Below are 24200 nucleotides of genomic sequence, written 5' to 3' on the forward strand. Positions count from 1 at the left end.
GGCCGGTCAGTCGCGGTTGGGTGGTCCGGTGAGGACCTGGTGGGCGCGGTGCCGGTTCGGTGGCCGCCAGAGCCGTTGCGGATCGATCAACCCAGGGGCCCGCACTTGCGGTGAGCCTTTCACCATTCGGATCTCCCACCCCGAGGTGTCGATCGTGTGGTGATGGAACCAGCAGAGCAACACCCCGTTATCGACGGTCGTCGGGCCGTCCTTCGCCCAGGGCTTCACGTGGTGCACTTCGGCCCAGTGCGCCGGGGCTTTGCACCCGGGGATGATGCAGCCGCCGTCCCGGGCGGTGATCGCCCGGCGCTGGGCCCGGTTGAAATAGCGCCGCTCCGGACCGAGCTTGAGGACTTCGTTGTTCGCCCCGAAGAGGACCCCTTGGAAGCCGCCGTCACAGATGCGCTGGTGCACCGTCTTCAAAGACACGGGGGCCTCGACCCCGTCGATCCACCCCACCCCAACCCCGGAGGCGAGGTCGGCGGCGTTCACGTGCACCATCACCGTCGGGGCGGATCCGCCCATGCTGGGCGTGTCCTCGTCGCGGGCGGCGTGCTCGAACAACGCCCGGAGGATGTCCGCGCGTTTCTCCCCACTCGTGCGGGTATCCGCCCGGCGCTCCCGGAGCTCTGCCTCGATCACGTCCAGATCCGGGCCCGTGTCGGCGTCGGTACCCGCGGTCTCGGCGCCGGGGATCATCTGCCCCGAATCCATCAGCGCCTGTTCCTCGGCGGTGGGGAACGCCGGGCGGGCGTGGAAGCTGAGGAAGGCGTCGAAGAGGGTGTTCATCACCCCGAACAGTTCCGGCGTCACTCCACCCTTCACCGGGTACAACCCGTTCTTGAGTTGGCCGAAGCCGATGTTGGACTTCGCCTCGAACAGGTCCTCGGTCGGGAGGACCCCGTCGGGGTCCAGGGCCGCCTGCCACTGCGCGACCATGCCCCGGATCAGGTCCGTCGTCACCGGCACACCGGCCCCGGCCAAATCCTCGGTCTCCGGGGTGATCAGCCCCGCCGCCGTGGCGACCAGGGCCCGCTCCGCCGTGAGCAGGTCATCCGGCGCCACCCGGTGACTGATCACCTGCAACCCGGCCACGATCAACTCCGCCGTCTCCACCCCGATCTCCCCCGCTGCCAGGGCGGCTCCGACCGTCGGGAACAAGGGCGGCAACCAGCTGCTCCCGCCGCACGGCCGCGGCAACACCGCGTCGCCGAGCTTCGTGCGCCGCTTCACTTCCCGGGCCGACACCCGCGTCACCCGGGTGAGGACATCCCACGGGCCCGTGCAGCCCATCCGCCAGGCCAGGCCCTCCCGGCCCAAAACCCGAGCCCGCCGGTCCACATCCGTCGCCGTGCTCACCCTGGCCGCGTCCACTGTCCGCCCGATCGCCTCCACGGTGCTCAGCGCCGTCACAGCTTCTGTGTCACTGAGCAGCCCCACCGGGATCGCCGCCAGGGCGTCTGCGAGAACCGCCTGCGCCTCCACGAGCCTTGCGACAGCATCCGCATGCACCGACGGCACCGACGGCACCGACCTGGCCAGCCCTTCAGCGCCCTCGAAACCCTCGGCAACCTCGACCGAATGGGCCGACTCGGCGCCTGCGGTGGGCTGATCACCCGCAGCCCCGGAACCGGGTGTCTGCGGGGTGTGTGACTGGGGATCGGAAGCTCCTGCCATACCCCGATTCTACGCCGAATCGAACACAAAGACGAGACTTACTCACATAATTGTGGGCTTCTCATTCCGAGTTTCATACCTGAAGACGGTTGATTCTCCTGCCCGTGGTTCCGAATTCAGGAGATCCTCCCGGGCGGGCAACTCCGGTCCGCGGACCAGTGCCGCCGATCCCACCCGACACCAAGAATCTCCTGAATTCGACACCGGGTGCAGACCCGAGGCAGCAGACGCCAACACCGCCGACGAGCGGTGAGACTCCGTTCATCCTGGATGGACTGTGTAACGTCCGTCGCGGCTCGTAGCCCCGACACCCCGCCCGTAGATCGCTCCCGAAGGCGCTACCCGAGCGAGGTGCCGAAGAGCAGGCCGAGCACGTAGGTGACCCCGGCTGCCGCGAAGCCGATCAGCAGCTGGCGGAGCGCACGCCGGAGCGGCGGCCCGCCGGAAAGCAGGCCGACAATCGCGCCCGTCGCAAGGAGGGCGAGCCCGACGAGCACGGACGCGACCACGATCGCCGCAAGCCCCTCGAGGCCGAACAGGTAGGGCAGCACAGGGAGGATGGCGCCGGAGGCGAAGAAGCAGAAGCTCGAGGACGCGGCACCCCAGCCGGTTCCGATCGCCTCGTGCTCGTCCGTCGCGGGGTCGAGAGCCCCGTGCGCGATGTCGGCGCCCTGGACCGGGGCGGCAACCGAAACCGGTCCGGTCGCCATGGTCAGCGTGCGCAGCACCTCGTGCGCCTGCGCCTCGGCCTCGTCCGCCGCCATGCCTTGCGCCCGGTAGACGAGGGTGAGCTCGTTGGCTGCGAGGTCGAGGTGCGAGAGCACCGTGCGCGCGGTCGCCTGGGGGGTGGATGCCTCGAGCAACTCCCGCTGCGACCGCACCGAGACGTACTCACCCGCACCCATCGACAGGGCGCCGGCGAGCAGACCGGCGATGCCCGTGAACAGGATGGTCGCGGCGGGAACGCCGGTCGCGCCGATACCGAGCACGAGGGCGAGGTTGGAGACGAGGCCGTCGTTGATGCCGAACACGGCTGCGCGGAACGACCCGGCGAGGCGCTGGCGTCCGCGGGCGGCCAGCCCCCGCACGACCTCCTCGTGGATGCGTTCGTCCGCCGCCATCGTCTTCGTCGCGTCGACGTCGGAATCGTATGGCGAGCGCGCTTCCGCCCGCTGGGCGAGCGCGAGCACGAAGACGGAACCGAATCGTCTTGCGAGAAACCCGAGGAACCGGGTGCGCACCGCTCCACGTTTCGGCGGGCCGGCCTGGTCGCCGAGCAGGTCCCGCCAGTGCGCCTCGTGCCGGGCTTCCGCCTCGGCGAGGGCGAGCAGGATCTCCTTCTCCTCACCGGTCCGGCGGGAGGCGAGGTCGCGGTAGACCGCGGCCTCCGCGCGTTCATCGGCGAGGTACTGGCGCCAGCGTCGAATGTCAGCGGGGGTCGCCGTGGACTCAACGCTCGGGGAATCGGGACGTTCCTGGGCTGCGCTCATCGCGATCACGCTTCCGGGGCCGGTTCGAGGGAGGTCTGGGCAACCCGGGCCGATTCGTGCGGGCCCGAGCCGTCGAGCCCATAGAACGGTTCGTCGAACTGCACGGTCCAGATCGCCTCCCGACCGGAGACAGGGGCGTAGAGGGCTGCGCCGTCGGTGTCCCCCGCCCCGACGATGACGCCGATGGGGTCTTCGACCATCGACTCCGGGTAGCGGCTCCGGTCGAGCCGCACCAGCACCTGCATCCCGACGCCGAAAACGGCTCGACTCGCGGGCCCGTCCGGTGCGGGCTCGCGTCGCTTCCAGAGAGCCATTACTCGGCCGTTCCTGCCCTTTCGAGGACAAGTTCCCGTACCCGTGCGGCATCCGCTTGTCCGCGCATGGCCTTCATGACGGCACCGATCACGGCACCGACCGCCTGGACCTTGCCATCGCGGATCTTCGCGAGCACGTCGGGCTGGGAAGCGAGAGCGAGGTCGATGGCCTCGATGAGCGGGCCGTCGTCGGAAACGACGGCAAGACCGCGGATCTCCACGACCTCGAGCGGGGTGCCTTCGCCGGCGATGACGCCCTCGAGCACCTGGCGGGCCAGGCGGTCGGTCAGCGTTCCCGCGGTGACCAGTTCGATCAAAGCGGCGAGCTGCACCGGCTCGACGAGGGAGTCAGCGGAGACGCCGGCGACGTTCGCGAGCCTGGCGACCTCGCCGGTCCACCACTTGCGGGAGGACTGGGCGGATGCGCCGGCTGCGACGGTGGCCTCGACAGCGTCGAGCAGGTCGGAGTTGACGACGTCCTGGAACTCGAGGTTGGCGAAGCCCCAGTCGGCCTGGAGGCGCTTGCGGCGTGCCGCGGGCGGCTCCGGCAGGGTCGCGCGGAGTTCTTCGACCCAGGCGCGGGAGGGCGCGACGGGGACGAGGTCGGGCTCCGGGAAGTAGCGGTAGTCGTCGGCGTCGGACTTGGGCCGGCCCGCGGACGTGATGCCGGTGTCCTCATGCCAGTGCCGGGTCTCCTGCGTGATCGTTCCGCCGGCGGCGAGGAGTGCGGCCTGGCGCTGGATCTCGTAACGGACGGCACGTTCGACGCTGCGGAGCGAGTTGACGTTCTTGGTCTCCGTGCGGGTGCCGAGCTTTCCGGAGCCGCGCGGGCGCAGGGACACGTTCGCGTCGCAGCGCACGTTGCCCTCTTCCATCCGCGCGTTGGACACGCCGAGCGCCTTGACGATCTCGCGGATCGCCGCAACGTAGGTGCGCCCGATCTCGGGAGAGTCGGCCTCGCCGCCCTCGATCATCTGCGTGACGATCTCGACGAGGGGCACGCCGCCGCGGTTGTAGTCGACGAGCGAGTAGTCGGCGCCCTGGATCCGGCCGGTCGCGCCGCCGACGTGGGTGAGCTTGCCCGCGTCGTCTTCCATGTGGGCGCGTTCGATGTCGATCGTGACCTGGCGGCCGCTCTCGAGTTCGATCGTGAGCTGCCCGTTGAACGCGATCGGCTCGTCGTACTGGGAGGTCTGGAAGTTCTTCGCGGTGTCGGGGTAGAAGTAGTTCTTGCGGGCGAAGCGCGAGTATTCCGCGATCTCGCAGCCGAGGGCGAGCCCGAGGCGGATGCTCGACTCGATCGCCTTCGCGTTCACCTGCGGGAGCCCGCCGGGGAGTCCGAGGCAGGTCGGGCAGGTGTTCGTGTTCGCACCCTGGCCGAATTCGTTGGCGCAGCCGCAAAACATCTTGGTCTTGGTGTTGAGTTCGACGTGCACCTCGAAGCCGAGCACCGGCTCGAACAGTTCGAGGGCCTTGTCGTAATCCATCAGTTCAGCCTTCTTCATCAGACGGCTCCCCCTTCGCTCGCGAACATTTGTGTGGGTGCCAGTTTCGGCGCAAGGCTGAGCAGGGTGTGTCCCCAGTGCGCTTCGAGCAGCTGCTCGACGGCGGCACCGAAGGTGTACAGACGGGCGTCCTGCTTGGCGGGCGCCATGACCTGCAGCCCGACGGGCAGGCCGTCCTCCGGCGCGAGGCCCATCGGCAGGCTCATTCCCGGGATGCCGGCGAGGTTCGCCGGGATCGTGGTGACGTCGTTGAGGTACATCGCCATCGGGTCGTCCATCTTCTCGCCGAACTTGAACGCCGTGGTCGGCGCGCTCGGGGACAACAACACGTCGACCTTCTCGAATGCGGCGTCGAAGTCGCGCTGGATCAGGGTGCGCACCTTCTGGGCGCTGCCGTAGTACGCGTCGTAGTAGCCGGCGCTCAGAGCGTAGGTGCCGAGGATGATCCGGCGCTTGACCTCGGGTCCGAAACCGGCGTCGCGCGTCGCGGCCATGACCCGTTCGCTCGTGAGCGGTCCCTCTGCCGGGTCCACGCGGATGCCGAAACGCACCGAGTCGAAGCGGGCGAGGTTGCTCGAGGCCTCGGCGGGGAGGATCAGGTAATACGCGGCGACGGCATATTCGAAGCTCGGTGCACTGACCTCTTCGATCTCGGCGCCGGCTGCGACGAGCATCGCGAGGGTTTCGTTGAAGCGCTGCAGGACTCCGGGCTGGAACCCGGGGCCGGACAGCTCCTTGACGACACCGATCCGGACGCCGGTGAGGGCACCGTCAACCCGGCCCGCGATCGCGGCGGCGGCCATCGAAGGCCAGCGGTCGGTCAGCGAGGTGGAGTCGAGCGGGTCGTGGCCGCTGAGAACGTCGTGCAGAAGCGCGGCGTCGTAGACGGTGCGGCTGACCGGTCCGACCTGGTCGAGCGAGGAGGCCAGGGCGATCGCACCGTAGCGGGAGACTCCGCCGTATGTCGGCTTGACTCCGACGGATCCGGTGACGGCTGCGGGCTGGCGGATCGATCCGCCGGTGTCGCTGCCGAGGGCGAGGGGCGCTTCGAACGCGCTCACCGCTGCGGCGGATCCTCCGCCGGAGCCGCCGGGAATCCGGTCGAGGTCCCAGGGGTTGTGGGTCGGGCCGTACGCGGAGAACTCGGTGGACGAGCCCATCGCGAATTCGTCCATGTTGGTCTTGCCGAGCGGGATCAGCCCGGCTTCGCGGACGAGCCGCACGACCGTGGCGTCGTAGGGCGGGATCCAGCCCTCGAGGATCTTCGAGCCGGCGGTCGAGGGCATGTCGCGCGTCGCGAGCACGTCCTTGATGGCGATGGGCACGCCCGCGAGCGGACCGAGCACGGCACCGGCGGCGCGCTGGGCGTCCACGACGGCGGCCGCGGCGAGGGCGTTCGCCCCGGCCACGTGCAGGAACGCGTGTACGTCGGTGTCGACGGCCGCGATGTGGTCAAGGTGGGCCTGCGTCGCCTCGACGGAGCTGACGGCGCCGCTCGTGAGGAGAATGGACAGGTCGGCGGCGGAGAGCCGGGTGAGATCGGTCATGGTTACTCCTCGTCCAGGATCGCGGGCACGCGGAATTTGTCGCCGTCGCGGTCGGTCGATCCGGAAAGTGCTTCTTCGACGGACAGGGACGGCACGACGACGTCGGCGCGGAAAACGTTGGTCAACGGCATCGGGTGGCTCGTCGCGGGAACTTCGGGCGTTGCGACTTCGGCGACCTTCGCCACCGAGTCCACGATCTGGCCGAGTTCGGCGGTGAGGCGGGTGATCTCCTCCGGGCTGAGGTCGATCCGGGCGAGGTTTGCCAAGTGCGCAACCTGCTCGGCCGTGATTTCAGACATGTTGCTCCGATTGTGGTTGAGGTGAATACCCAATTCTATTCGGAGCCGTTGGTGACCAAATCCGCGTTGTCCGTTCCGATCAGCGCCATGTTGTGCAGCGACTCGCTCCCTGGCTCGAAATACGCGTTGTGGCCGAGCGAGGCCGTGAGGCTGGCCCCGGTGATCCGGTCGGTCGAACCGCGGACCCCGAGCGGATGCGCCCCGTACGATTCGGCCCCCGGGTCACTCCCGAAGAAGGCACTGTTGACGGCCGGATCCCAGTCGGCCTTGCCGACCCAGACGTTCTCGCCCGTCACATGCAGGCTGGCCGCGGACTGGATCTGGCTGCCCGGCGATCCGACGAGCACGAGGGCGTCGACATCGAAGGAGCCGCGGGCGAGGGCGGTGAGCGCGACGGTCGAGCCGTAGGAGTGCGCGTAGACGGAGATGAAAGGCTGGTGCCCCCCGCGGTCCGAGCGGATGCCGAGGGAGGACTTCTCGAGGAAGTCGGCTCCGACGATGGCCTTGTCGAGGCCGCCGACGCTGAACAGGTCGGGGACCTCGTAGCCGATCCAGGCGACCGTCGCGATGCTGGCATTCGCCTGGCCCGCGCCCTGGCCTGCGCGTTCGGCAAGCACCTTCTCCTGTTCCATGTACAGGTCGTTCGCCGTGTCCGTCCAGTGCACGATCTCGGCCTCGACGGTGTAGTTCATTCCGGGAACGAGGAAGCCGACGTAGTCGGCGGTGTCGGGATTGCCGAGCGCGATGGCCGCGCGACCGCCGCCCGTGCTGTCGAGCAGGATCAGGGAGCGGCGCGGCCCCGCGTCGGCTTGCCTGAGTGCGGTGCGCACCTGGTCGAGGACGGCGAGCTCGTGGGTGGCGCTCGTGCGGTCGTCGTCGCTCAGCGTGCCCGCGAGGCGCTGCTGGGTCTCGGTGATGCTCTCGTTCAGGTATCGGGCGTTCGCCCGGCCACGCTCCCGGAACGGGATGCCCTCGAGGTTGCCGACGAGGCGGGGTGCCGCGGCGATGAGGGAGGAGCGTTCGGTGCCGCCGAGGGACGTCCACCAGCCGGTGACCTCTGTCGCGGCCGGCGGAACCGCGAGGAGGGAGTCGAGCTGTTCGGGGAAGTCCAACACGAAGCTCGAGATGTCTGCGACCGAGAGCCGGGCAAGCCCGGCGAGGAGGCTCGACCCGCGCAGGAAGCGGAGGGAGTTGACGTCTCCGTCGATCGACACGACCGGTTCGAGGCCGAGGGGCTGCAGTCCCAGGTCGGTGTCGCTCGACACGACCGCGTATTCGTGCACCTGAAAGGCCTCGCTGGCCCCATTGAATACCAGCGAGGATGCAAGAAGAATTGCCGCGCCTAACAGCAAACCTGGGTACGTCCCCTCACGAACACCGAGCGGTGGATCGGCACGGTATCAAGTGCACACCCTGCACTTTTAGAGTATCGAAGAATGCGCCCGTTGGGGATGAACTTTGTCCCCGGTCCGGGTGCAAATATTCGGGCAGTAAAACCGGGTATTGCGCGCGGGCATATATGCGTGGTCTTATATAGGCATGTCACTGACCATTGCTTTGCTCGGGATGCTCGAGCTCTCGCCCCTCTCCGGGTACGACCTCAATAAGAGGATCGAGGCATCCGTCATTCATTTCTGGTCTGCGGACCAGTCCCAGATCTATCGCACGCTCAGCCGTCTGGTCGCTGACGGACTCGCCGAGGTCACGGTCATCGCCCAGGACGGCAAGCCAGATCGGCGCGAACACCGGATCACCCCGGCGGGTCACGCGGCCCTCGATGCCGCGCTCAGGGCGCCGCTGGAACCTGAGACCCCGCACGAGTCCTTCCTGATGCGCATCTTCTTCGCCGGAGCGCTCGGAACCGACGGCGTCCGCGAACTCCTCCGAGCTCGGAGGGAGGAAGCGAGCCGGCTGCTCGCGCGCCTGACCACCATCGAGGCCCGGGATCCCGGGCGACCGGAAACCATCGGCCAGGCCCTGCGACGGGCCACGCTCCGCAACGGAATCGTCCACGCCGAGGCGGAACTCGCCTGGCTGGACGAAACCGAATCCGTCCTGGTCACGGCTTCACGGTGACCGGGTATCCGCTCGAGCACGGCGTAGACGCCCCTGGCCCGGAGACGATCGTGTTACTGCACGGCGGCACCGTCGCCTCCTGGTCCTGGCAGCCGCAGGTCGAGGGCATGCCGGACCGGCACATCCTCACACCGGACCTGCCGGGCTTCGGCTCCCGGTCGGGGGAAGAGTGGCATTCGCTGGATCGCACCGCTGACGACGTTGCCGAAATCATCCGCTCCCAGGCCAGGGGCGGGAGCGCCCACGTGATCGGGCTTTCGCTCGGCGGCCTCGTCGCCGTGCACTTGATGGCCCGGCACCCGGAGCTGATCCAGTCCTGTCTGATCTCGGGCGCACCCGTGACCGGCATCCATGGAGCTGCCCGGTTCCTCAACACCCTCCAGCTGCGACTGTGGGACAGGGCCTGGTACTGGAAGGCGCAGGCGAAGGCGTTCGGATTGCCTGCCGACGCCGTCGACCTGTTCGTCGACCACGGCCTGGGCATCCGGGCAGACAACGCGGCACGCGTGTTCGCGGACGTCAACCGGGGCGGCTGCCCGGATTCGCTCGGCGATTACCGGGGTCCGCTCCTCGCCGTCGCTGGAGAGAAGGAGTCCCGCCTGGTGCGGCGCAGCTTTCCCGAACTGCGCAGCAGGCTCCCGCAGACACTCACCTGGATCGCTCCCGGCATGCACCACGTCTGGAGCATCGAGAACGTCGGACTCTTCAACCGGATGGTCCTCGGCTGGGTCGATCACCGCACGGCTCCCGAACCGGACTGACCGGTGACCGATCCGGCCCCGTCAGTCGGTCGGTGCGGTGACCGTACCGTCTGTCACGTCGGCGCCGGTCACGTCGGCGACGGCGCCATCAGCCACGTCGAGCGCGGCGGGGCCTCCGGTGACGAGGAGCCGGAATTGCGCTGCGTCGAGGATACGCAGCCCGAGGGCCTCCGCTTTGGTGAGCTTGGAACCTGCGCCCGGTCCGGCGGCCACGAAGTCGGTGTTCTTCGACACGCTCGACGCGCTCTTTCCGCCAGCGGAGATGATCGCCTCCTGGGCTTCTTCCCTGGTGTAGCCCTCGATCGACCCCGTCGCGACGACGGTGAGCCCGGCGAGCACTCCCCCGGCGGCCGCGGCAGCGCCCGGTCCCGGGTGGTCCGGCGTCCGGAACTGCACCCCGGCGGTGGTCCACTGGTCCACGATGTCGCGGTGCCAGTCCACCTCGAACCAGTCGATGATGGCGTCTGCGATGATGCCACCGACGCCGTCGACCTCGGCGAGCTCGTCCCGCGTCGCCGCTCGGATCCCGTCGAGGCTGCCGAAGTGGCCTGCGAGGGCGCGCGCGGCGACCGGACCTACGTGACGGATGTTGAGCGACACCAGCAGGCGCCAGAGCGGTTTGGTCTTGGCGAGTTCGATCTCGGCGAGCAGCTTGATCGCACTCGAGGACGGCTGCGGACCGGTGAGGCCCGCCCGCTTCTCGGCAGCCGTCGGGTTCCGCCGGAACGGGGTGCGCAGCCGGTTCGTGCCGTCCGCCTCCTCGCGGGGCAGCCCGGTCTCGGCATCGCGCACGACCACCTCGATCGGGGTCAGGTCGTCGAGGGTGAGGTCGAAGAGGCCGGCTTCCGTGCGCAGCGGCGGCTCGATCGGCACGGTCGGCTGGGTGAGGGCGGCCGCGGCCACCTCGCCGAGCACCTCGATGTCGAGCGCGCCGCGGGAACCGATGTGCTCGACCCGCCCGCGCACCTGGGCCGGGCAGCTGCGCGCGTTCGGGCAGCGCAGGTCGATGTCGCCCTCCTTGGCCGGCGCGAGCGGGGTGCCGCACTCCGGACAGTTCGCCGGCATCACGAACGCGCGTTCGCTGCCGTCGCGCAGTTCGACGACCGGGCCGAGAATCTCGGGGATCACGTCGCCGGCCTTCCGCAGCACGACGGTATCGCCGATCAGCACGCCCTTGGCCTTGACGACGTCCTGGTTGTGCAGGGTGGCCTGCCGCACCTCGGAGCCCGCGACCCGCACCTTCTGCATCACGGCGAAGGGGGTGGCACGGCCGGTGCGGCCGACGCTCACGACGATGTCGAGCAGCTTGGTGTTCACCTGTTCCGGCGGGTACTTGTATGCGATCGCCCAGCGTGGCGCCCGGCTCGTTGCGCCCAGTTCGGCGTGCAGGGCGAGTTCGTCGACCTTGATCACGATGCCGTCGATCTCGTGGGACACACTCGCCCGGTGCTCTCCGTAGTACGCGATGAAGGCGGATGCCCCGCTCGCGTCCGGTTCGACGCGGAAGTAGCTGCTCGTCGGCAGCCCCCAGTCGGCCAGGAGTCCGTAGACCGCGGACTGGGCGTCGGCCTCCGGATCGGCCCAGGCCCCGATACCGTGCACGAGCATCCGCAGCCGGCCGAGCCTCGCGCGCATCAGGCGCAGGGCCTCCTGGCTCTTGCCCTCCGCCTTCTGGCGCAGCGAGCCGGCCGCGGCGTTGCGCGGGTTGGCGAAGGGGCGTTCCCCGGCGGCGACCTGCTGGGCATTGAGGTCCGCGAAGGCGACGACGGGGAAGAAGACCTCGCCGCGTACCTCCATCAGCGGCGGATGCCCGGTGCCGGACAGTCGCTCGGGGATGCCGGGCACCCAGTGGATGTTCTCGGTGACGTCCTCGCCGACGACGCCGTCGCCGCGGGTCGCCGCGGTGACGAGCACGCCGTCCTCGTAGCGGAGGTTGATCGCGAGGCCGTCGATCTTGAGTTCGCACAGGTAGTGGACGGGGCGGCCGGCGTCCCGCTCGACCTTGGCGGCCCACGCCTCGAATTCCTCGACCGAGAAGACGTTGTCGAGGCTCAGCATCCGCTCGGCGTGCTGCACGGGCGCGAACAGGCTCGTCTCGGCGCGGCCTCCGACGGTCTGGGTGGGGCTGTCCTGGCTCGCGAGCTCGGGAAACTCACCCTCGAGAACCGCGAGCCGGCGGACGAGCGCGTCATAGTCGGCGTCGGAGATGACGACCTCGTTGCGCTCGTAGTATGCGTCCCTGGCGTCGATGATGCTCGCGGTGAGGTCGGCGACCTCGGCGGCGGCCCGCTGGAGCTCCGGCGGCGTGGAGTCGTCGGGCGCGGCGCTCGCGGCGTCAGGCACGGGCGGCGGGAACGGCGACCGGGGCTGGTTCAACGGCAGCCGATGGCACGGGTACGGCGCTCACGGTGCGGTCGATCGTGCACTGGCCGAGCACCCGGGTGCCGACGTAGAGCACCGCGGTCTGGCCGGGGGCGACGCCCGTCAGGGGCTCGCGCGGCGTGATCACGAGTTCGATTGCTCCTGCGTCGGTTGCTCCTGCGCCGGCCGAGTCTGCGCCAGCCGGAACCGGGACACTCACGACCTGCGCGACGGCGGGCACCGGGTCGGCGTGCGCGCGGATCTGCACGTCGCAGTCGAAGGCGATCCCGGGGTGCTCCGGCGCCAGGCCGGTCCAGGTGAACTTCGAGCCGGCGATGAGGCCGATCGCGAGCGCCTCCTTCGGGCCGACGACGACAGTGTTCGTGATCGGGCGCACCTCGAGCACGAATCGCGGCTTGCCGTCCGCGGCCGGCGTGCCGATCTGGAGGCCCTTGCGCTGGCCGACGGTGAACGCGGCGGCACCCTCGTGCCTGCCGAGGGTGTTGCCCTCGCGGTCGAGGATGTCGCCTGCGGATGCAGGGACGCGCTCGGCGAGCCAGCCGCGGGTGTCGCCGTCAGGAATGAAGCAGATGTCGTAGGAGTCGGGCTTGGTCGCGACCGAGAAGCCGCGCTCGGCGGCCTCCGCACGCACCTCGGCCTTGGACGGCGTCTCGCCGAGCGGGAACATCGAGTGCTCGAGCTGCTCGGCGGTCAGCACGCCGAGCACGTAGGACTGGTCTTTCGCCCAGGCGCTCGCGCGGTGCAGTTCGCGGTTCCCCGCGGCATCCGTCTGGATGCTCGCATAGTGGCCGGTGCAGACGGCGTCGAAGCCGAGGTCGATCGCCTTGTCGAGCAGGGCGGCGAACTTGATGCGCTCGTTGCAGCGCATGCAGGGGTTCGGGGTGCGGCCGGCGGCGTATTCGGCGATGAAGTCGTCGACGACGTCGAGCTTGAACCGCTCGGAGAAGTCCCAGACGTAGTACGGGATGCCGATGATGTTCGCGGCCCGCTGGGCGTCCATCGAGTCCTCGATGGTGCAACAGCCGCGGCTGCCGGTGCGCAGGGTTCCGGGCATGCGGCTCAGGGCGAGGTGCACGCCGACGACCTCGTGCCCCGCCTCCACCGCGCGCGCCGCCGCCACCGCGGAGTCGACCCCGCCACTCATTGCTGCCAAAACCTTCACCGGGCAAGTGTAATCGGACGGCCCGGTTTGGCCAATGCGGCTCGGGCACGTCGAGCCCGGGAGGTCAGCGGGTGGGCACGCGGTCGTTCATGCCGGCGCGGCTGGCCTGGGCGTGCGCTGCCGGCAGCGCGGCGAGGAAGGCGTCGACGTCGGCCCCTGTCGAATCGCGGCCGAGGGTGATCCGCAGGGCGCTGCGGGCCTCCGCCTCGCTGCGGCCCATGGCACGCAGCACGTGCGAGGGCTCCGGGATGCCGGCCTGGCACGCCGATCCGGTCGATACGGAGATTCCGGCGGCGTCGAGCAGGAAGAGCAGCGACTCCCCCTCGCAGCCGGGGAAGGTGAAGTGGGCGTTGCCGGGCAGGCGCTGCTCATCCGGCCCGTCGGGTGCCGCACCGTTGAGCACCGCGGTGGGCACGACGGCGAGCACCCCCGCGATCAGCCGGTCGCGGAGCGCCCTCAGGTGCACGTTGCGGGCGGGCAGGTCGCCGAGGGCGGATGCCGCGGCCGCGAACGCGACCGCCGCTGCGAGGTCCTGGGTACCGCTCCGCACCTGGCGTTGCTGGCCGCCGCCGTGGATCAACGGGACGATACTGGCCCGGCGCGACAGCACGAGTGCTCCGATGCCGACCGGCCCGCCGATCTTGTGGGCGGAGAGGCTGAGGGCGACGATGCCGCCCGCGGAACCTCCGGCGCCGCCGGAGGCACCGGTGCGGCCCGCGCCGCTGAGCGCGCGGAAGTCGATCGGCACCTGGCCGTACGCGGACACGGCGTCGATATGCACCGGGATCCCGTGGACGGCGGCGATCTCGCCGATCTCGGCGACGGGCTGCAGGGTACCGACTTCGTTGTTCGCGGCAAGCAGGCTGAGCAGCGCGACATCCTCTGCGCCGGTCCCGAGGGCATCCGCCACCCGGGCCGGGTCGACCCGGCCTGCCCTGTCGAGCGGAAGCCACCCGGGTTCTGCCCCGTCGTGGTTTTCGAGCCACTCGACGGTGTCCATGGTCGCGTGGTGCTCGCCGCCGGGGACGAGGATGCGCCTGCGCGGGGCGCGCGCCCAGAACAGGCCCTTGAGGGCGAGGTTGATCGCCTCGGTGCCTCCCCCGGTGAACACGACCTCGATCGGATCGCAGCCCACACTCCGTGCCACGGTCTCGCGGGCTTCCTCGAGCATCCGCTTGGCATTCTGGCCCTGGCTGTGGATGGAGGCCGGGTTTCCGACGACGCTCATGGCGTCGACGTATGCCTCGATGGCCGCTGGCAGCATCGGCGTCGTCGCGGCGTGGTCGAGATAAATCGACAAAATACCCTCTTCCGCTCGGTTTTCGGCTGGCTGAGCGTGCGCCGGTGGTCACGGCCAGTCTCCGTACTCATTACTCTAGAACGCATGACTCACGCCGATCCCCTGCACAACCTCGGCGTGCGGCTTTCAGCCGGGGTCGGCGAACTCCGTGTCTGGTCGCAGAACGCCGAGGCCATGGACCTCTGCATCTTCGACGCCACGGACCCGAACTGGATCGTCAAGACCGTGCCGATGACCCGCGACGCGGACAATGTCTGGTCCGGTCGCAGTCGCACCCTGTCCGCGGGCCGCCACTACGGCATCCGCGTCTCGGGGCCTGCCGCATCCACGAATTCGTTCCACCCCGAGAAGACCATGGTCGAGCCCTATTCTCGAGGCCTCGTCAGGGTCGGCCCTGAGCAGTGGCAGTCCTCCGTCGTCGACGACGCCTTCGACTGGGCCGGTTCGGTGAAGCCGAAGATCGCGCTTGACCACACCGTCGTCTATGAGGCGCACGTGCGGGGCATCAGCAAGCTCAACCCGGCCATTCCCGCCGACCTCCGCGGCACCTACGCAGGCCTGGCGCACGAATCGACGATCACCTATCTCAAGGAACTCGGCGTCACCTCGGTCGAGCTCCTCCCCGTGCAGGCGTTCGTTTCCGAACAGCGCCTGCTCAAGCAGGGTCTCACCAACTACTGGGGTTACAACACCTTCAACTTCTTCACCCCGCACGCCGACTATGCGACCATGGCGTCCCAGTCGGCAGGTCCGGAAGCCGTGCTGCGCGAGTTCAAGGGAATGGTCAAGCTCCTGCACGAGGCCGGCCTCGAGGTGATCCTCGACGTCGTCTACAACCACACCGCCGAGGAGGGTCCGGGCGGCCCCGCGAGCAGCCTCCGCGGCATCGACAACGCTACCTACTACCGCCAGAACGATGCGGGCGGCTACATCGACGTGACCGGCTGCGGCAACACCCTCAACGTCTCCAACGAGGTGCCGCGCCGACTCGTGCTCGACTCTCTCAAGTACTGGGCGAACGACGTGCAGATCGACGGCTTCCGTTTCGACCTCGCCGCGACGCTGAGCCGCGGGGACAACGTGGAGTTCCAGCGCGACCATCCCCTGATCAAATCCATCCAGTCCGATCCGGAACTCGCCGGCGTCAAGCTCGTCGCCGAGCCGTGGGACGTGGGCATGGGCGGCTGGCAGACCGGCAATTTCCCGGACGGCTGGACGGAGTGGAACGACCGTTACCGTGACCGGATGCGCTCGTTCTGGCTCACCGACATCGCGGCGGCCAGGGACGGCCACTCCGGGAGCGGCATCGGCCGCTTCGCGACCCGGCTGGCCGGCTCCGCGAACACCTTCTCCCTCGAACGCGGCCCGCTCGCGTCGCTGAACTTCATCACGGCGCACGACGGCTTCACAATGGCCGACCTGACCGCGTACAACGTCAAGCACAACGTCGGAAACGGCGAGTCCAACCGCGACGGCACCGACAGCAACAACTCCTTCAACCACGGGGCCGAGGGACCCACGCGCGACCGCGGCATCCTCGCGACCCGGCGCAAGGCGATGCGCAACCTCCTCGGCACGCTTCTGCTCTCCGCGGGCGTCCCGATGCTGACGGCCGGCGACGAATTCGGTCGCAGCCAGCGCGGCAACAACAACGCGTATTGCCACGACAGCGAGCTGACCTGGCTGAACTGGGACCTCGACGACTGGCAGATCGACCTGCACCGTGTCACGAAGAAGCTGCTCCAGCTGCGTCGTGACAACCCGGCCCTCCGCCCGGTGTGGTTCGGCCGCTCCGGCGAAACCACCCTGAGCGCGAGCGAGATGGACTGGTACAACATCGAGGGCAAGTCGATGTCGGAGGACAACTGGCACTCCCCGAAGGAGCGCACCCTGCAGTACCTCGCGGCGTCGACGCCCGAGTTCGAGGAGTTCAACCGGATCCTCCTCATCGTGCAGGGCCGCGAGCGCGACGTGACGGTGACGCTGCCAGAGCACGCCGGCGTCTCCTCGTATTCGCTGCTCTGGGATTCGAGTCACGACGACCTGAGCGACGCGGTCATCGAGCACATCCCCGGCACCCGGCTGCTCGTGCCGGGTGCGTCGATGCAGTTGTTCCGGGCGAGCTAGTCCGGCCCGGTCGCAGAGGAGTCGCAGTGGTGAAGAAGCACGACGGCGCCGGTGGGACGCCCGCGACCGTCGCGCTCACGCACGCGGGCATCCGGTTCACGCCGCACGCCTACGACCACGACCCGTCGGCGACGGGGTACGGCCTCGAGGCCGCTGCAAAACTCGGGCTCGACCCGGCCAGGGTGTTCAAGACCCTGCTGGCGGATGCCGATGGCACGCTCGTCGTCGCCGTCGTGCCGGTCGCCGGCCAGCTCGACCTCAAAGCCCTGGCGCACGCGGCCGGGACCAAGAAGGCCGTGATGGCCGACCCGAAACTCGCCGAGCGGAAGACCGGCTATGTGCTCGGCGGCATCAGCCCGGTCGGGCAGAAGACCCGCCTGGTGACCGTCGTCGACGAGACCGCCCTGCTGTACGACACCGTGTTCGTGTCCGGCGGCCGCCGCGGGTTCGACATCGAGCTGGCGCCGGCGGACCTCCTCGCCGCCACCGACGCCCTCACCGCCCCTATCGCGCGCTAGCCGGCTACGGCGATCAGGCCCATCTCTGCCGAGCTCACCAGCAGGTCGTTCTTCGGGACGACGCGCACCGTGTACCCGAACGCGCCGCCGCGGTCGAGCGCGACCGTCCCAGTGAAGAGGGTCGCACCGCCCTGCTCTGGCGAGTCGGAACCGTCCGCGGCATCCGGGTCGACGACCGCCTCGAGCGCGAGGGTGTGCACGCCGCTCAGCTCGTCGTTGGCCAGGCTCTTCCCGTAGACGACCTCGACGGTGACATCCGCGGGGTCGAGCCCGTTGAGCTGCACATGGGCACGCAGGTGCAGTTCGTCGCCGACCTTGGGAACGGCGGCGACCCCGCCGGACTCGACGTGGGCGACGGAGACGCCCGGCCACTTGGCGACGATGCGCCCCTTCCACACGGCGAGTTCGCGCGCAGCACGGTAGTTGTTCGCGGACAGGCGTGCCTCGGCGGCCCCGGCCGGGCGGTAGAGCTTCTGCACGTACTGGCGCACCATCCGGCCGGCGTTGAGTTCCGGGGAGAGGGTGGCGAGGGTGTGCCGGATCGAGGCGACCCAGCGTTCGGGAACACCGTCGCCGTTGCGGTCGTAGAAGCGGGGAGCGACATGGTGTTCGATGAGCTCGTAGAGCGCGTCGGCTTCGATCCGGTCCCGCTCGGCGGAGTCGCCTGCGGCATCAGCCGACGGGATCGCCCAGCCGTTCTTTCCGTCGTAGTACTCAGGCCACCAGCCGTCGAGGATCGAGAGGTTCAGCGCTCCGTTGAGTGCCGCTTTCATTCCCGAGGTGCCACAGGCCTCCAGGGGACGCAGCGGATTGTTGAGCCAGACATCCGTGCCGGGGTACATCAGCTGCGCCATGCCGATGTTGTAGTCGGGTAGGAACGCGATGCGGGTGCGCAGCTCCGGGTCGGCCGCGAACTGCACGACCTTCTGGATGAGGCGCTTGCCCTCTTCGTCCGCGGGGTGCGACTTGCCGGCGATCACGATCTGGATCGGGTGCTCCGGGTGCAGCAGCAGGGCACGGAGCCGCTCGGGGTCGTGCAGCATCAGGGTCAGCCGCTTGTACGTCGGGACGCGGCGGGCGAACCCGATCGTGAGCACCTTCGGATCGAAGACCTGGCCGATCCATGCCGGCACGATCCCGCCCGGGTTCTGCACGAGCCAGGCCGCGGCGATGCGCCGGCGGGCGTCCTCGACGAACTGCAGGCGCATCGTGCCGCGCACGGCCCAGAGGTCGTCGTCGGTGATCGCGGGCGAGGCCCAGTCGGCCTCAGAGGTATCGCTCGTGCCGAGGCGGTCCTCGGCGAGGTGAAGCAGCGAGGGGTCCGTCCAGGTCGGGGCGTGCACGCCGTTGGTGATCGAATCGATCGGCACGTCCTCGGCGTCGAAGCCCGGCCAGAGTCCCTTGAACATCCGTCGGCTGACCTCGCCGTGCAGCTTGGAGACGCCGTTGGCGCGCTGGCCGAGCCGCAGGCCCATCAGCGCCATGTTGAAGACGTCGGGAGACCCGCCCGGATAGTTCTCCGCGCCGAGGGCGAGGAGCTCGTCGACGCCGACACCGGGAAGGAGGTCGGTCTCGAAGTACCGCTGCACGAGGCTGCGCTCGAACCGGTCGATTCCCGCGGCGACGGGTGTGTGGGTCGTGAACACCGTTCCCGCCCGCGCGACCTGCAGGGCCTCGGCGAAGCTCAGTCCGTCACCGATCAGGCTCGAGATGCGTTCGAGGCCGAGGAACCCGGCATGGCCCTCGTTGGTGTGGAATACCTCGGGTTCCGGCCGGTTGTTGAGGGCGCTCCAGACCTTCACGGCGCGGGCGCCGCCGATGCCGAGGAGCAATTCCTGCAGCAGCCGGTGCTCGCCGCCGCCGCCGTAGAGCCGGTCCGTGACGAGGCGCAGGTCGTCCGCGTTCTCGGGAATGTCCGTATCGAGCATGAGCAGGCGGATGCGGCCGACGTTCGCCTGCCAGACGCGGGCGTGCAGGGTGCGGTTGTCGGGGAGGGCGAGCGAGACCTGCACGGCGGAGCCGTCGGCACGGCGCAGCACGGACAGGGGCAGTCCGTCGGGATCGAGCAGGGGGTAGCTCTCGATCTGCCAGCCGTCCGGGGAGATCGCCTGGCTGAAGTAGCCTGCCCGGTAGAACAGGCCGACGCCGATGAGAGGGACGCCCAGGTCCGAGGCGCTCTTCAGGTGGTCACCCGCGAGGATCCCGAGGCCGCCGGAGTACTGCGGGAGCGCGGCGGCGATGCCGAACTCCGGGGAGAAGTAGGCGATCGACGCGGGCTTGTCACCCTCGAGGCCCTGGTACCAGCGCGGTTCCTGCAGATAGGAGCGCAGCCCGTCCCTGATCGAGTTGACCCAGGAGACGTATTCGTGGTCTGCGGCGAGCGCCACGAGCCGGGCCGGATCGACGGCGCCGAGCAAGGCAACGGGATCAGTACCGATCTCGCGCCACAACTCTGGTGAGATGTGTTCGAAGAGTTGGCGGGTCGGCTCGTGCCAGGACCAGCGCAGGTTACCGGCAAGCTCATCGAGGGCTGCTAGAGCCTCGGGCACGACGGTGCGGACTGTAAATTTACGGATCGCCTTCACGCGTCCCAGCCTAGAGGCGCTGGCAGGTCTCTGTCCCGTTCCTCCCCCGGAAACCGCACAATTCGCGCTACGGTCATCTTGTGGCAAAGACAGCTAAACGTGCAAATGTTGTTCCCGAATCCGTGGCAGGCGCCGACGCCGGCACGGACCTGGCTCCCCCTGCGGGTCAAGGCAAGCGAGGCAAGGAGGAGCCGACGCGCATCTCACGCATTCCGATCCTCGACCTCGCACCCCAGCTGGCCGACAATCTGTGGCCGGCGAAGGCCTTCGTCGGCGAGGCCGTCCCCTTCGGGGCCACGGCATTCCGTGAGGGTCACGACATGATCGGGGTCACCCTGCTCCTGACGGATCCCGAGGGGAACCGGTCCGAGCATCCGATGCACCCGGGGGCCCCGGGCACCGACAGGTGGACAGCCCTCGTCACACTTGGAAGGCAGGGCATCTGGCAGTACCGGGTGCGCGCCTGGGCCGATGGGTGGGCCACGTGGCGCCACACCGCCGAGATCAAGGTCCCCGCCGGGATCGACATCGAGCTGACGTTCCTCGAGGGTTCCATGCTCCTCGCTGCGGCCGGAACGGACAAGCGCCGTCCGGCCGCCGAGCGTCGCGTTTTCGCGCACGCCGCAGCGGACCTCACCAACCCGGGCATCTCGGTCGACGATCGCCTCGCCCTGCTGGACACCCCCTCGCTCAACGCTTTCATCACCGCACGCCCACTCGCAGGACTGTCGTCGACATCGGCACAGCGCGCCGTGCGCGTGGAGCGCACCCGGGCCGGCGTCGGCTCCTGGTACGAGTTCTTCCCCCGCTCAGAGGGCGCCGTGCAGCGCGCGGACCACTCCTGGCAGAGTGGAACGTTCCGCACCGCAGAGGACCGCCTCCCCGGCGTCGCCGCGATGGGCTTCGATGTGCTCTACCTCCCACCGATCCACCCGATCGGCCGTTCGTACCGCAAGGGCCCGAACAACACCCTCAACGCCGGACCGAACGACCCCGGCTCGCCCTGGGCGATCGGATCGGAGGACGGCGGCCACGACGCCATCCACCCGGACCTCGGCACCGTCGACGACTTCCGGCACTTCCTCGCCGCAGCAGCGGAGAACGACCTCGAGGTCGCCCTCGACCTCGCACTGCAGGCCTCGCCGGACCACCCCTGGGTGACCGAGCACCCTGAGTGGTTCACCACCCTCCCGGACGGCAGCATCGCCTACGCCGAGAACCCGCCGAAGAAGTACCAGGACATCTACCCGATCAATTTCGACAACGATCCAGCCGGCATCCGTGCCGAGGTGCTGCGGATCGTGCGCTACTGGATGGGCCTCGGCGTGCGGATCTTCCGCGTCGACAACCCGCACACCAAGCCCCTCGATTTCTGGGAGTGGCTGATAAACCGGGTCACCGAAGAGAACCCCGACGTGATCTTCCTCGCCGAGGCGTTCACGCGCCCTGCGCTCATGCAGGCGCTCGGCAAGGTCGGATTCCAGCAGTCGTACAGCTATTTCACCTGGCGCAACACGAAGACCGAGCTCGAGGAGTTCTTCCACGGCCTCGCGACGACGACGGCGGACTTCTACCGCCCGAACCTCTTCGTGAACACCCCGGACATCCTCTCCGAGTTCCTCCAGGTCGGCGGACACGCCGCCTTCAAGATCCGGGCGGCCCTCGCCGCGACAGCCGCCCCGACCTGGGGCATGTACGCCGGTTTCGAGCTCTTCGAGAGCGTGCCGCGCCCCGGCGCCGAGGAGAACATCGACAACGAGAAGTACGAGTACCGCCCGCGCGATTTTGCGGCGGCGGAAGCGGCAGGCGAGTCCCTCGCGCCGTACGTCTCGTTGCTCAATGCCATCCGCCGCGCCCATCCCGCACTCGGCCAGCTGCGGAACCTCGACCTGCACACGAGTGACGACGGCGCGGTGCTCGTGTACAGCAAGTACCTCGATGCGGCACACACCGGCACAGGGACAAGTGACGCGATCATCGTCGTCGTGAATGTCGACCCGCATTCGGTGCGCGAGACCATGGTGCGCCTCGACGTGACCCGTTTCGGGCTCGAGCCCGGCACGGTCTTCGAGGTCGAGGAACTGATCACCGGTGCCATCTGGACCTGGACAGCAGACAACTTCGTGCGACTGGATGCCGCTGCCGAACCGGTACACATCCTGCACGTCAGAGGAGCAGCACGATGACGCCAAAGACCCCACGCCCCGCCACCGTACCGGTGGTTCCCCCGGGCATCCTGCAGGCGATCGCCGAAGCCCGCTACTACAACCCCCACGAGATCCTCGGGCAGCACTTGATCGGCGGGACGACGATCGCGGACCCGCTCACCGTCATCCGTGCGCTGCGCCCGCTCGCGAGCGAGGTCTTCGCGATCCTCGAGTCCGGCGCCCACATCGAGCTCGTGCACATCGGCTACGGAGTCTGGCAGGGCGTGAGCACCGTCGGCCTCCAGGCATACGAGCTCGAGGCCCGGTATCCGGACGCCCCCACCTGGATCGTCGACGACCCGTACCGCTTCCTGCCGACTCTCGGCGAACTCGACCTGCACCTCATCGGCGAGGGCAGGCACGAGCGACTCTGGGACGTAATCGGAGCCCACTATCATTCCGGCACAACCGTCGCTCCTCTCCCGACCGACGAAACGGCCGGTCTGGTCGCAGGCACGTCCTTTTCGGTGTGGGCTCCGCACGCGCAGGCCGTGCGAGTGATCGGTGATTTCAATTCCTGGAGCGGCATCCTGCATGCCATGCGCAACATGGGCAGCACGGGCGTCTGGGAGCTCTTCGTCCCCGGTCTGCACCCAGGGTCGAACTACAAGTTCGAACTTCTCGCCCAGTCCGGCGAGTGGGTGCGCAAGGCTGACCCGATGGCCAGGTACACCGAGGTGCCCCCGATGACCGCGTCGGTCATCGGCGAGACGCACTACGAGTGGGCGGATGCGGAATGGCTCGCCGAGCGGGCCAGGACCCAGGCCCACAAACGGCCGATGAGTATCTACGAGATGCACGTCGGGTCGTGGCGGCCCGGGCTCGGCTACCGGGACCTCGCCGACCAGCTGATCGACTACCTGCACGAGCTCGCCTATACGCATGTCGAGTTCATGCCGCTCGCCGAGCATCCGTTCGGCGGGTCGTGGGGCTACCAGGTCACCGGCTACTACGCCCCGACCAGCAGGTTCGGCCACCCGGACGACCTGCGCTACCTGATCGACCGGCTGCACCAGTCGGGCATCGGCGTGATCATGGACTGGGTGCCCGGGCACTTCCCCAAGGATGACTTCGCCCTCGCCCGTTTCGACGGCCAGGCGCTCTACGAGCACGCGGATCCCCGCCGCGGTGAGCAGATGGACTGGGGAACCTACGTCTTCGACTTCGGCCAGACCCAGGTCCGGAACTTCCTCGTCGCGAACGCGCTCTACTGGCTCGAGGAGTTCCACATCGACGGTCTCCGCGTGGACGCGGTCGCGTCGATGCTGTACCTCGACTACTCCCGCGAGGACGGCCAGTGGGAGCCGAACATCTACGGCGGAAACGAGAACCTCGAGGCGATCAGCCTCCTGCAGGAGGTCACCGCGACGGCGTACAAGCGCAACCCCGGCACGGTCATGATCGCCGAGGAATCCACCAACTGGGGCGGCGTCACGGCTCCGACCAGTCGCGGCGGACTGGGTTTCGGCTTCAAATGGAACATGGGCTGGATGCACGACTCGCTCGAGTACACGAGCATCGACCCGATGTACCGCTCGTACCACCACAACGAGATCACCTTCTCCTTCGTCTACGCGTTCAGCGAGAACTTCCTCCTGCCGATCAGCCACGACGAGGTCGTGCACGGCAAGGGCTCCCTCGTCGCCCGGATGCCGGGAGACGACTGGCAGAAGCTCGCGAACGTGCGGGTGTACCTGTCCTTCATGTGGGCTCACCCGGGCAAGCAGCTCCTGTTCATGGGCCAGGAATTCGGCCAGCTCCAGGAATGGAGCGAATCGCGTGGCCTCGACTGGTGGCTGCTCGACCAGTCCCCCCATCGCGGACTGTTCACCCTCGTCGGCGAGCTGAACCGGGTCTACCGGGGCAACGCGGCGCTCTGGGAACGCGACACCGACCCTGCCGGGTTCGAGTTGCTCGACGGAGGGGCCGCTGCGCAGAACGTCGTCTCGTTCCTCCGCTGGGACGACTCGGGCACGCCGATCGCGTGTGTGTTCAACTTCGCCGGCCAGCCGCACACTGGTTACCGGGTGGGGCTGCCGTTCGCGGGCGTGTGGGACGAGATCCTGAACACGGACGCGCAGAATTTCGGTGGTTCCGGGATGGGGAACCTCGGCCAGGTCACGGCGACAGAGGAACCGTGGACAGGGCGACCGGCATCCGCCCTCGTCACGCTGCCGGCCCTCGCCGGCGTCTGGCTGCGCCTGCGCCGTTAGACGCCGCTGCTTGCTGAACTTCGCGAGAGTACGAAAA

General features: G+C 68.8%; 17 protein-coding genes. 6 read left to right on the forward strand and 11 right to left on the reverse strand.

Features of this window, described 5'->3' with window-relative positions:
• Positions 1-6 precede the first annotated feature (6 nt).
• From RHM57_RS09115 to RHM57_RS09145, 7 genes are all read right to left on the reverse strand, one after another.
• A complete protein-coding gene (locus RHM57_RS09115; protein WP_322189768.1) occupies positions 7-1677 on the reverse strand; it encodes an HNH endonuclease signature motif containing protein in 1671 nt (556 codons plus the stop codon).
• A 338-nt stretch (positions 1678-2015) separates the two neighbouring features.
• Positions 2016-3167 (reverse strand): VIT1/CCC1 transporter family protein, encoded by a 1152-nt coding sequence (locus RHM57_RS09120; RefSeq protein ID WP_134560960.1) that lies wholly within the window; start codon positions 3165-3167, stop codon positions 2016-2018.
• A gap of 5 nt (positions 3168-3172) precedes the next feature.
• Positions 3173-3481: a hypothetical protein gene (locus RHM57_RS09125; RefSeq protein WP_134447668.1), complete on the reverse strand. Its 309-nt coding sequence runs from the start codon at positions 3479-3481 to the stop codon at positions 3173-3175.
• Positions 3481-4986, reverse strand: coding sequence for an Asp-tRNA(Asn)/Glu-tRNA(Gln) amidotransferase subunit GatB (gatB, locus tag RHM57_RS09130; protein WP_322189769.1), 1506 nt, complete (start codon positions 4984-4986; stop codon positions 3481-3483). Before gatB ends, RHM57_RS09125 begins: the two co-directional genes overlap by 1 nt.
• Positions 4986-6533, reverse strand: coding sequence for an Asp-tRNA(Asn)/Glu-tRNA(Gln) amidotransferase subunit GatA (gene gatA / locus RHM57_RS09135; RefSeq protein WP_134447664.1), 1548 nt, complete (start codon positions 6531-6533; stop codon positions 4986-4988). Before gatA ends, gatB begins: the two co-directional genes overlap by 1 nt.
• A gap of 2 nt (positions 6534-6535) precedes the next feature.
• On the reverse strand, positions 6536-6832 hold the full coding sequence (gene gatC / locus RHM57_RS09140) for an Asp-tRNA(Asn)/Glu-tRNA(Gln) amidotransferase subunit GatC (protein ID WP_134447662.1): 297 nt from the start codon (positions 6830-6832) through the stop codon (positions 6536-6538).
• 35 nt (positions 6833-6867) lie between these two features.
• A complete protein-coding gene (locus RHM57_RS09145) occupies positions 6868-8115 on the reverse strand; it encodes an alpha/beta hydrolase (RefSeq protein ID WP_166787315.1) in 1248 nt (415 codons plus the stop codon).
• Between the two features lie 256 nt (positions 8116-8371).
• On the opposite strand from RHM57_RS09145, the gene RHM57_RS09150 reads away from it, so the two are divergent.
• Positions 8372-8908 (forward strand): PadR family transcriptional regulator, encoded by a 537-nt coding sequence (locus RHM57_RS09150; RefSeq protein WP_322189770.1) that lies wholly within the window; start codon positions 8372-8374, stop codon positions 8906-8908.
• Positions 8905-9669: an alpha/beta hydrolase gene (locus tag RHM57_RS09155; protein WP_322189771.1), complete on the forward strand. Its 765-nt coding sequence runs from the start codon at positions 8905-8907 to the stop codon at positions 9667-9669. Before RHM57_RS09150 ends, RHM57_RS09155 begins: the two co-directional genes overlap by 4 nt.
• Positions 9670-9690: 21 nt before the next feature.
• Here RHM57_RS09155 and ligA read toward each other — a convergent pair whose 3' ends face one another.
• The 3 genes from ligA to RHM57_RS09170 all read right to left on the reverse strand — a co-directional run bounded on the left by ligA (position 9691) and on the right by RHM57_RS09170 (position 14513).
• Positions 9691-12045, reverse strand: a complete 2355-nt coding sequence (ligA, locus tag RHM57_RS09160) for an NAD-dependent DNA ligase LigA (protein ID WP_416173111.1) — start codon at positions 12043-12045, stop codon at positions 9691-9693.
• Positions 12005-13213, reverse strand: coding sequence for a tRNA 2-thiouridine(34) synthase MnmA (gene mnmA, locus RHM57_RS09165; protein WP_194088515.1), 1209 nt, complete (start codon positions 13211-13213; stop codon positions 12005-12007). The genes ligA and mnmA overlap by 41 nt, the downstream gene beginning before the upstream one ends.
• Before the next feature lie 64 nt (positions 13214-13277).
• A complete protein-coding gene (locus tag RHM57_RS09170; protein WP_322189772.1) occupies positions 13278-14513 on the reverse strand; it encodes a cysteine desulfurase family protein in 1236 nt (411 codons plus the stop codon).
• Between the two features lie 84 nt (positions 14514-14597).
• Between RHM57_RS09170 and glgX the strand changes: the two genes are divergently transcribed.
• Both glgX and ybaK read left to right on the forward strand, forming a co-directional pair.
• Positions 14598-16640 (forward strand): glycogen debranching protein GlgX, encoded by a 2043-nt coding sequence (gene glgX, locus RHM57_RS09175; RefSeq protein ID WP_134447650.1) that lies wholly within the window; start codon positions 14598-14600, stop codon positions 16638-16640.
• Positions 16641-16669: 29 nt separating this feature from the next.
• A complete protein-coding gene (ybaK, locus tag RHM57_RS09180; RefSeq protein WP_370294844.1) occupies positions 16670-17158 on the forward strand; it encodes a Cys-tRNA(Pro) deacylase in 489 nt (162 codons plus the stop codon).
• Here the strand turns inward: ybaK and glgP are convergent.
• Entirely contained in the window at positions 17155-19743 is a 2589-nt protein-coding gene (glgP, locus tag RHM57_RS09185; RefSeq protein ID WP_322135700.1) for an alpha-glucan family phosphorylase, read from the reverse strand. The genes ybaK and glgP overlap by 4 nt on opposite strands.
• Before the next feature lie 215 nt (positions 19744-19958).
• Between glgP and RHM57_RS09190 the strand changes: the two genes are divergently transcribed.
• A complete protein-coding gene (locus tag RHM57_RS09190; protein WP_322189847.1) occupies positions 19959-21929 on the forward strand; it encodes an alpha-1,4-glucan--maltose-1-phosphate maltosyltransferase in 1971 nt (656 codons plus the stop codon).
• Complete coding sequence (gene glgB / locus RHM57_RS09195; protein WP_322189773.1) at positions 21926-24163, forward strand: 1,4-alpha-glucan branching protein GlgB; 2238 nt, start codon at positions 21926-21928, stop codon at positions 24161-24163. Before RHM57_RS09190 ends, glgB begins: the two co-directional genes overlap by 4 nt.
• The last annotated feature ends 37 nt before the right edge of the window (positions 24164-24200 follow it).

Source organism: Cryobacterium sp. 10S3, from assembly GCF_034344045.1.
GTDB classification, from domain to species: Bacteria; Actinomycetota; Actinomycetes; order Actinomycetales; family Microbacteriaceae; genus Cryobacterium; species Cryobacterium glucosi.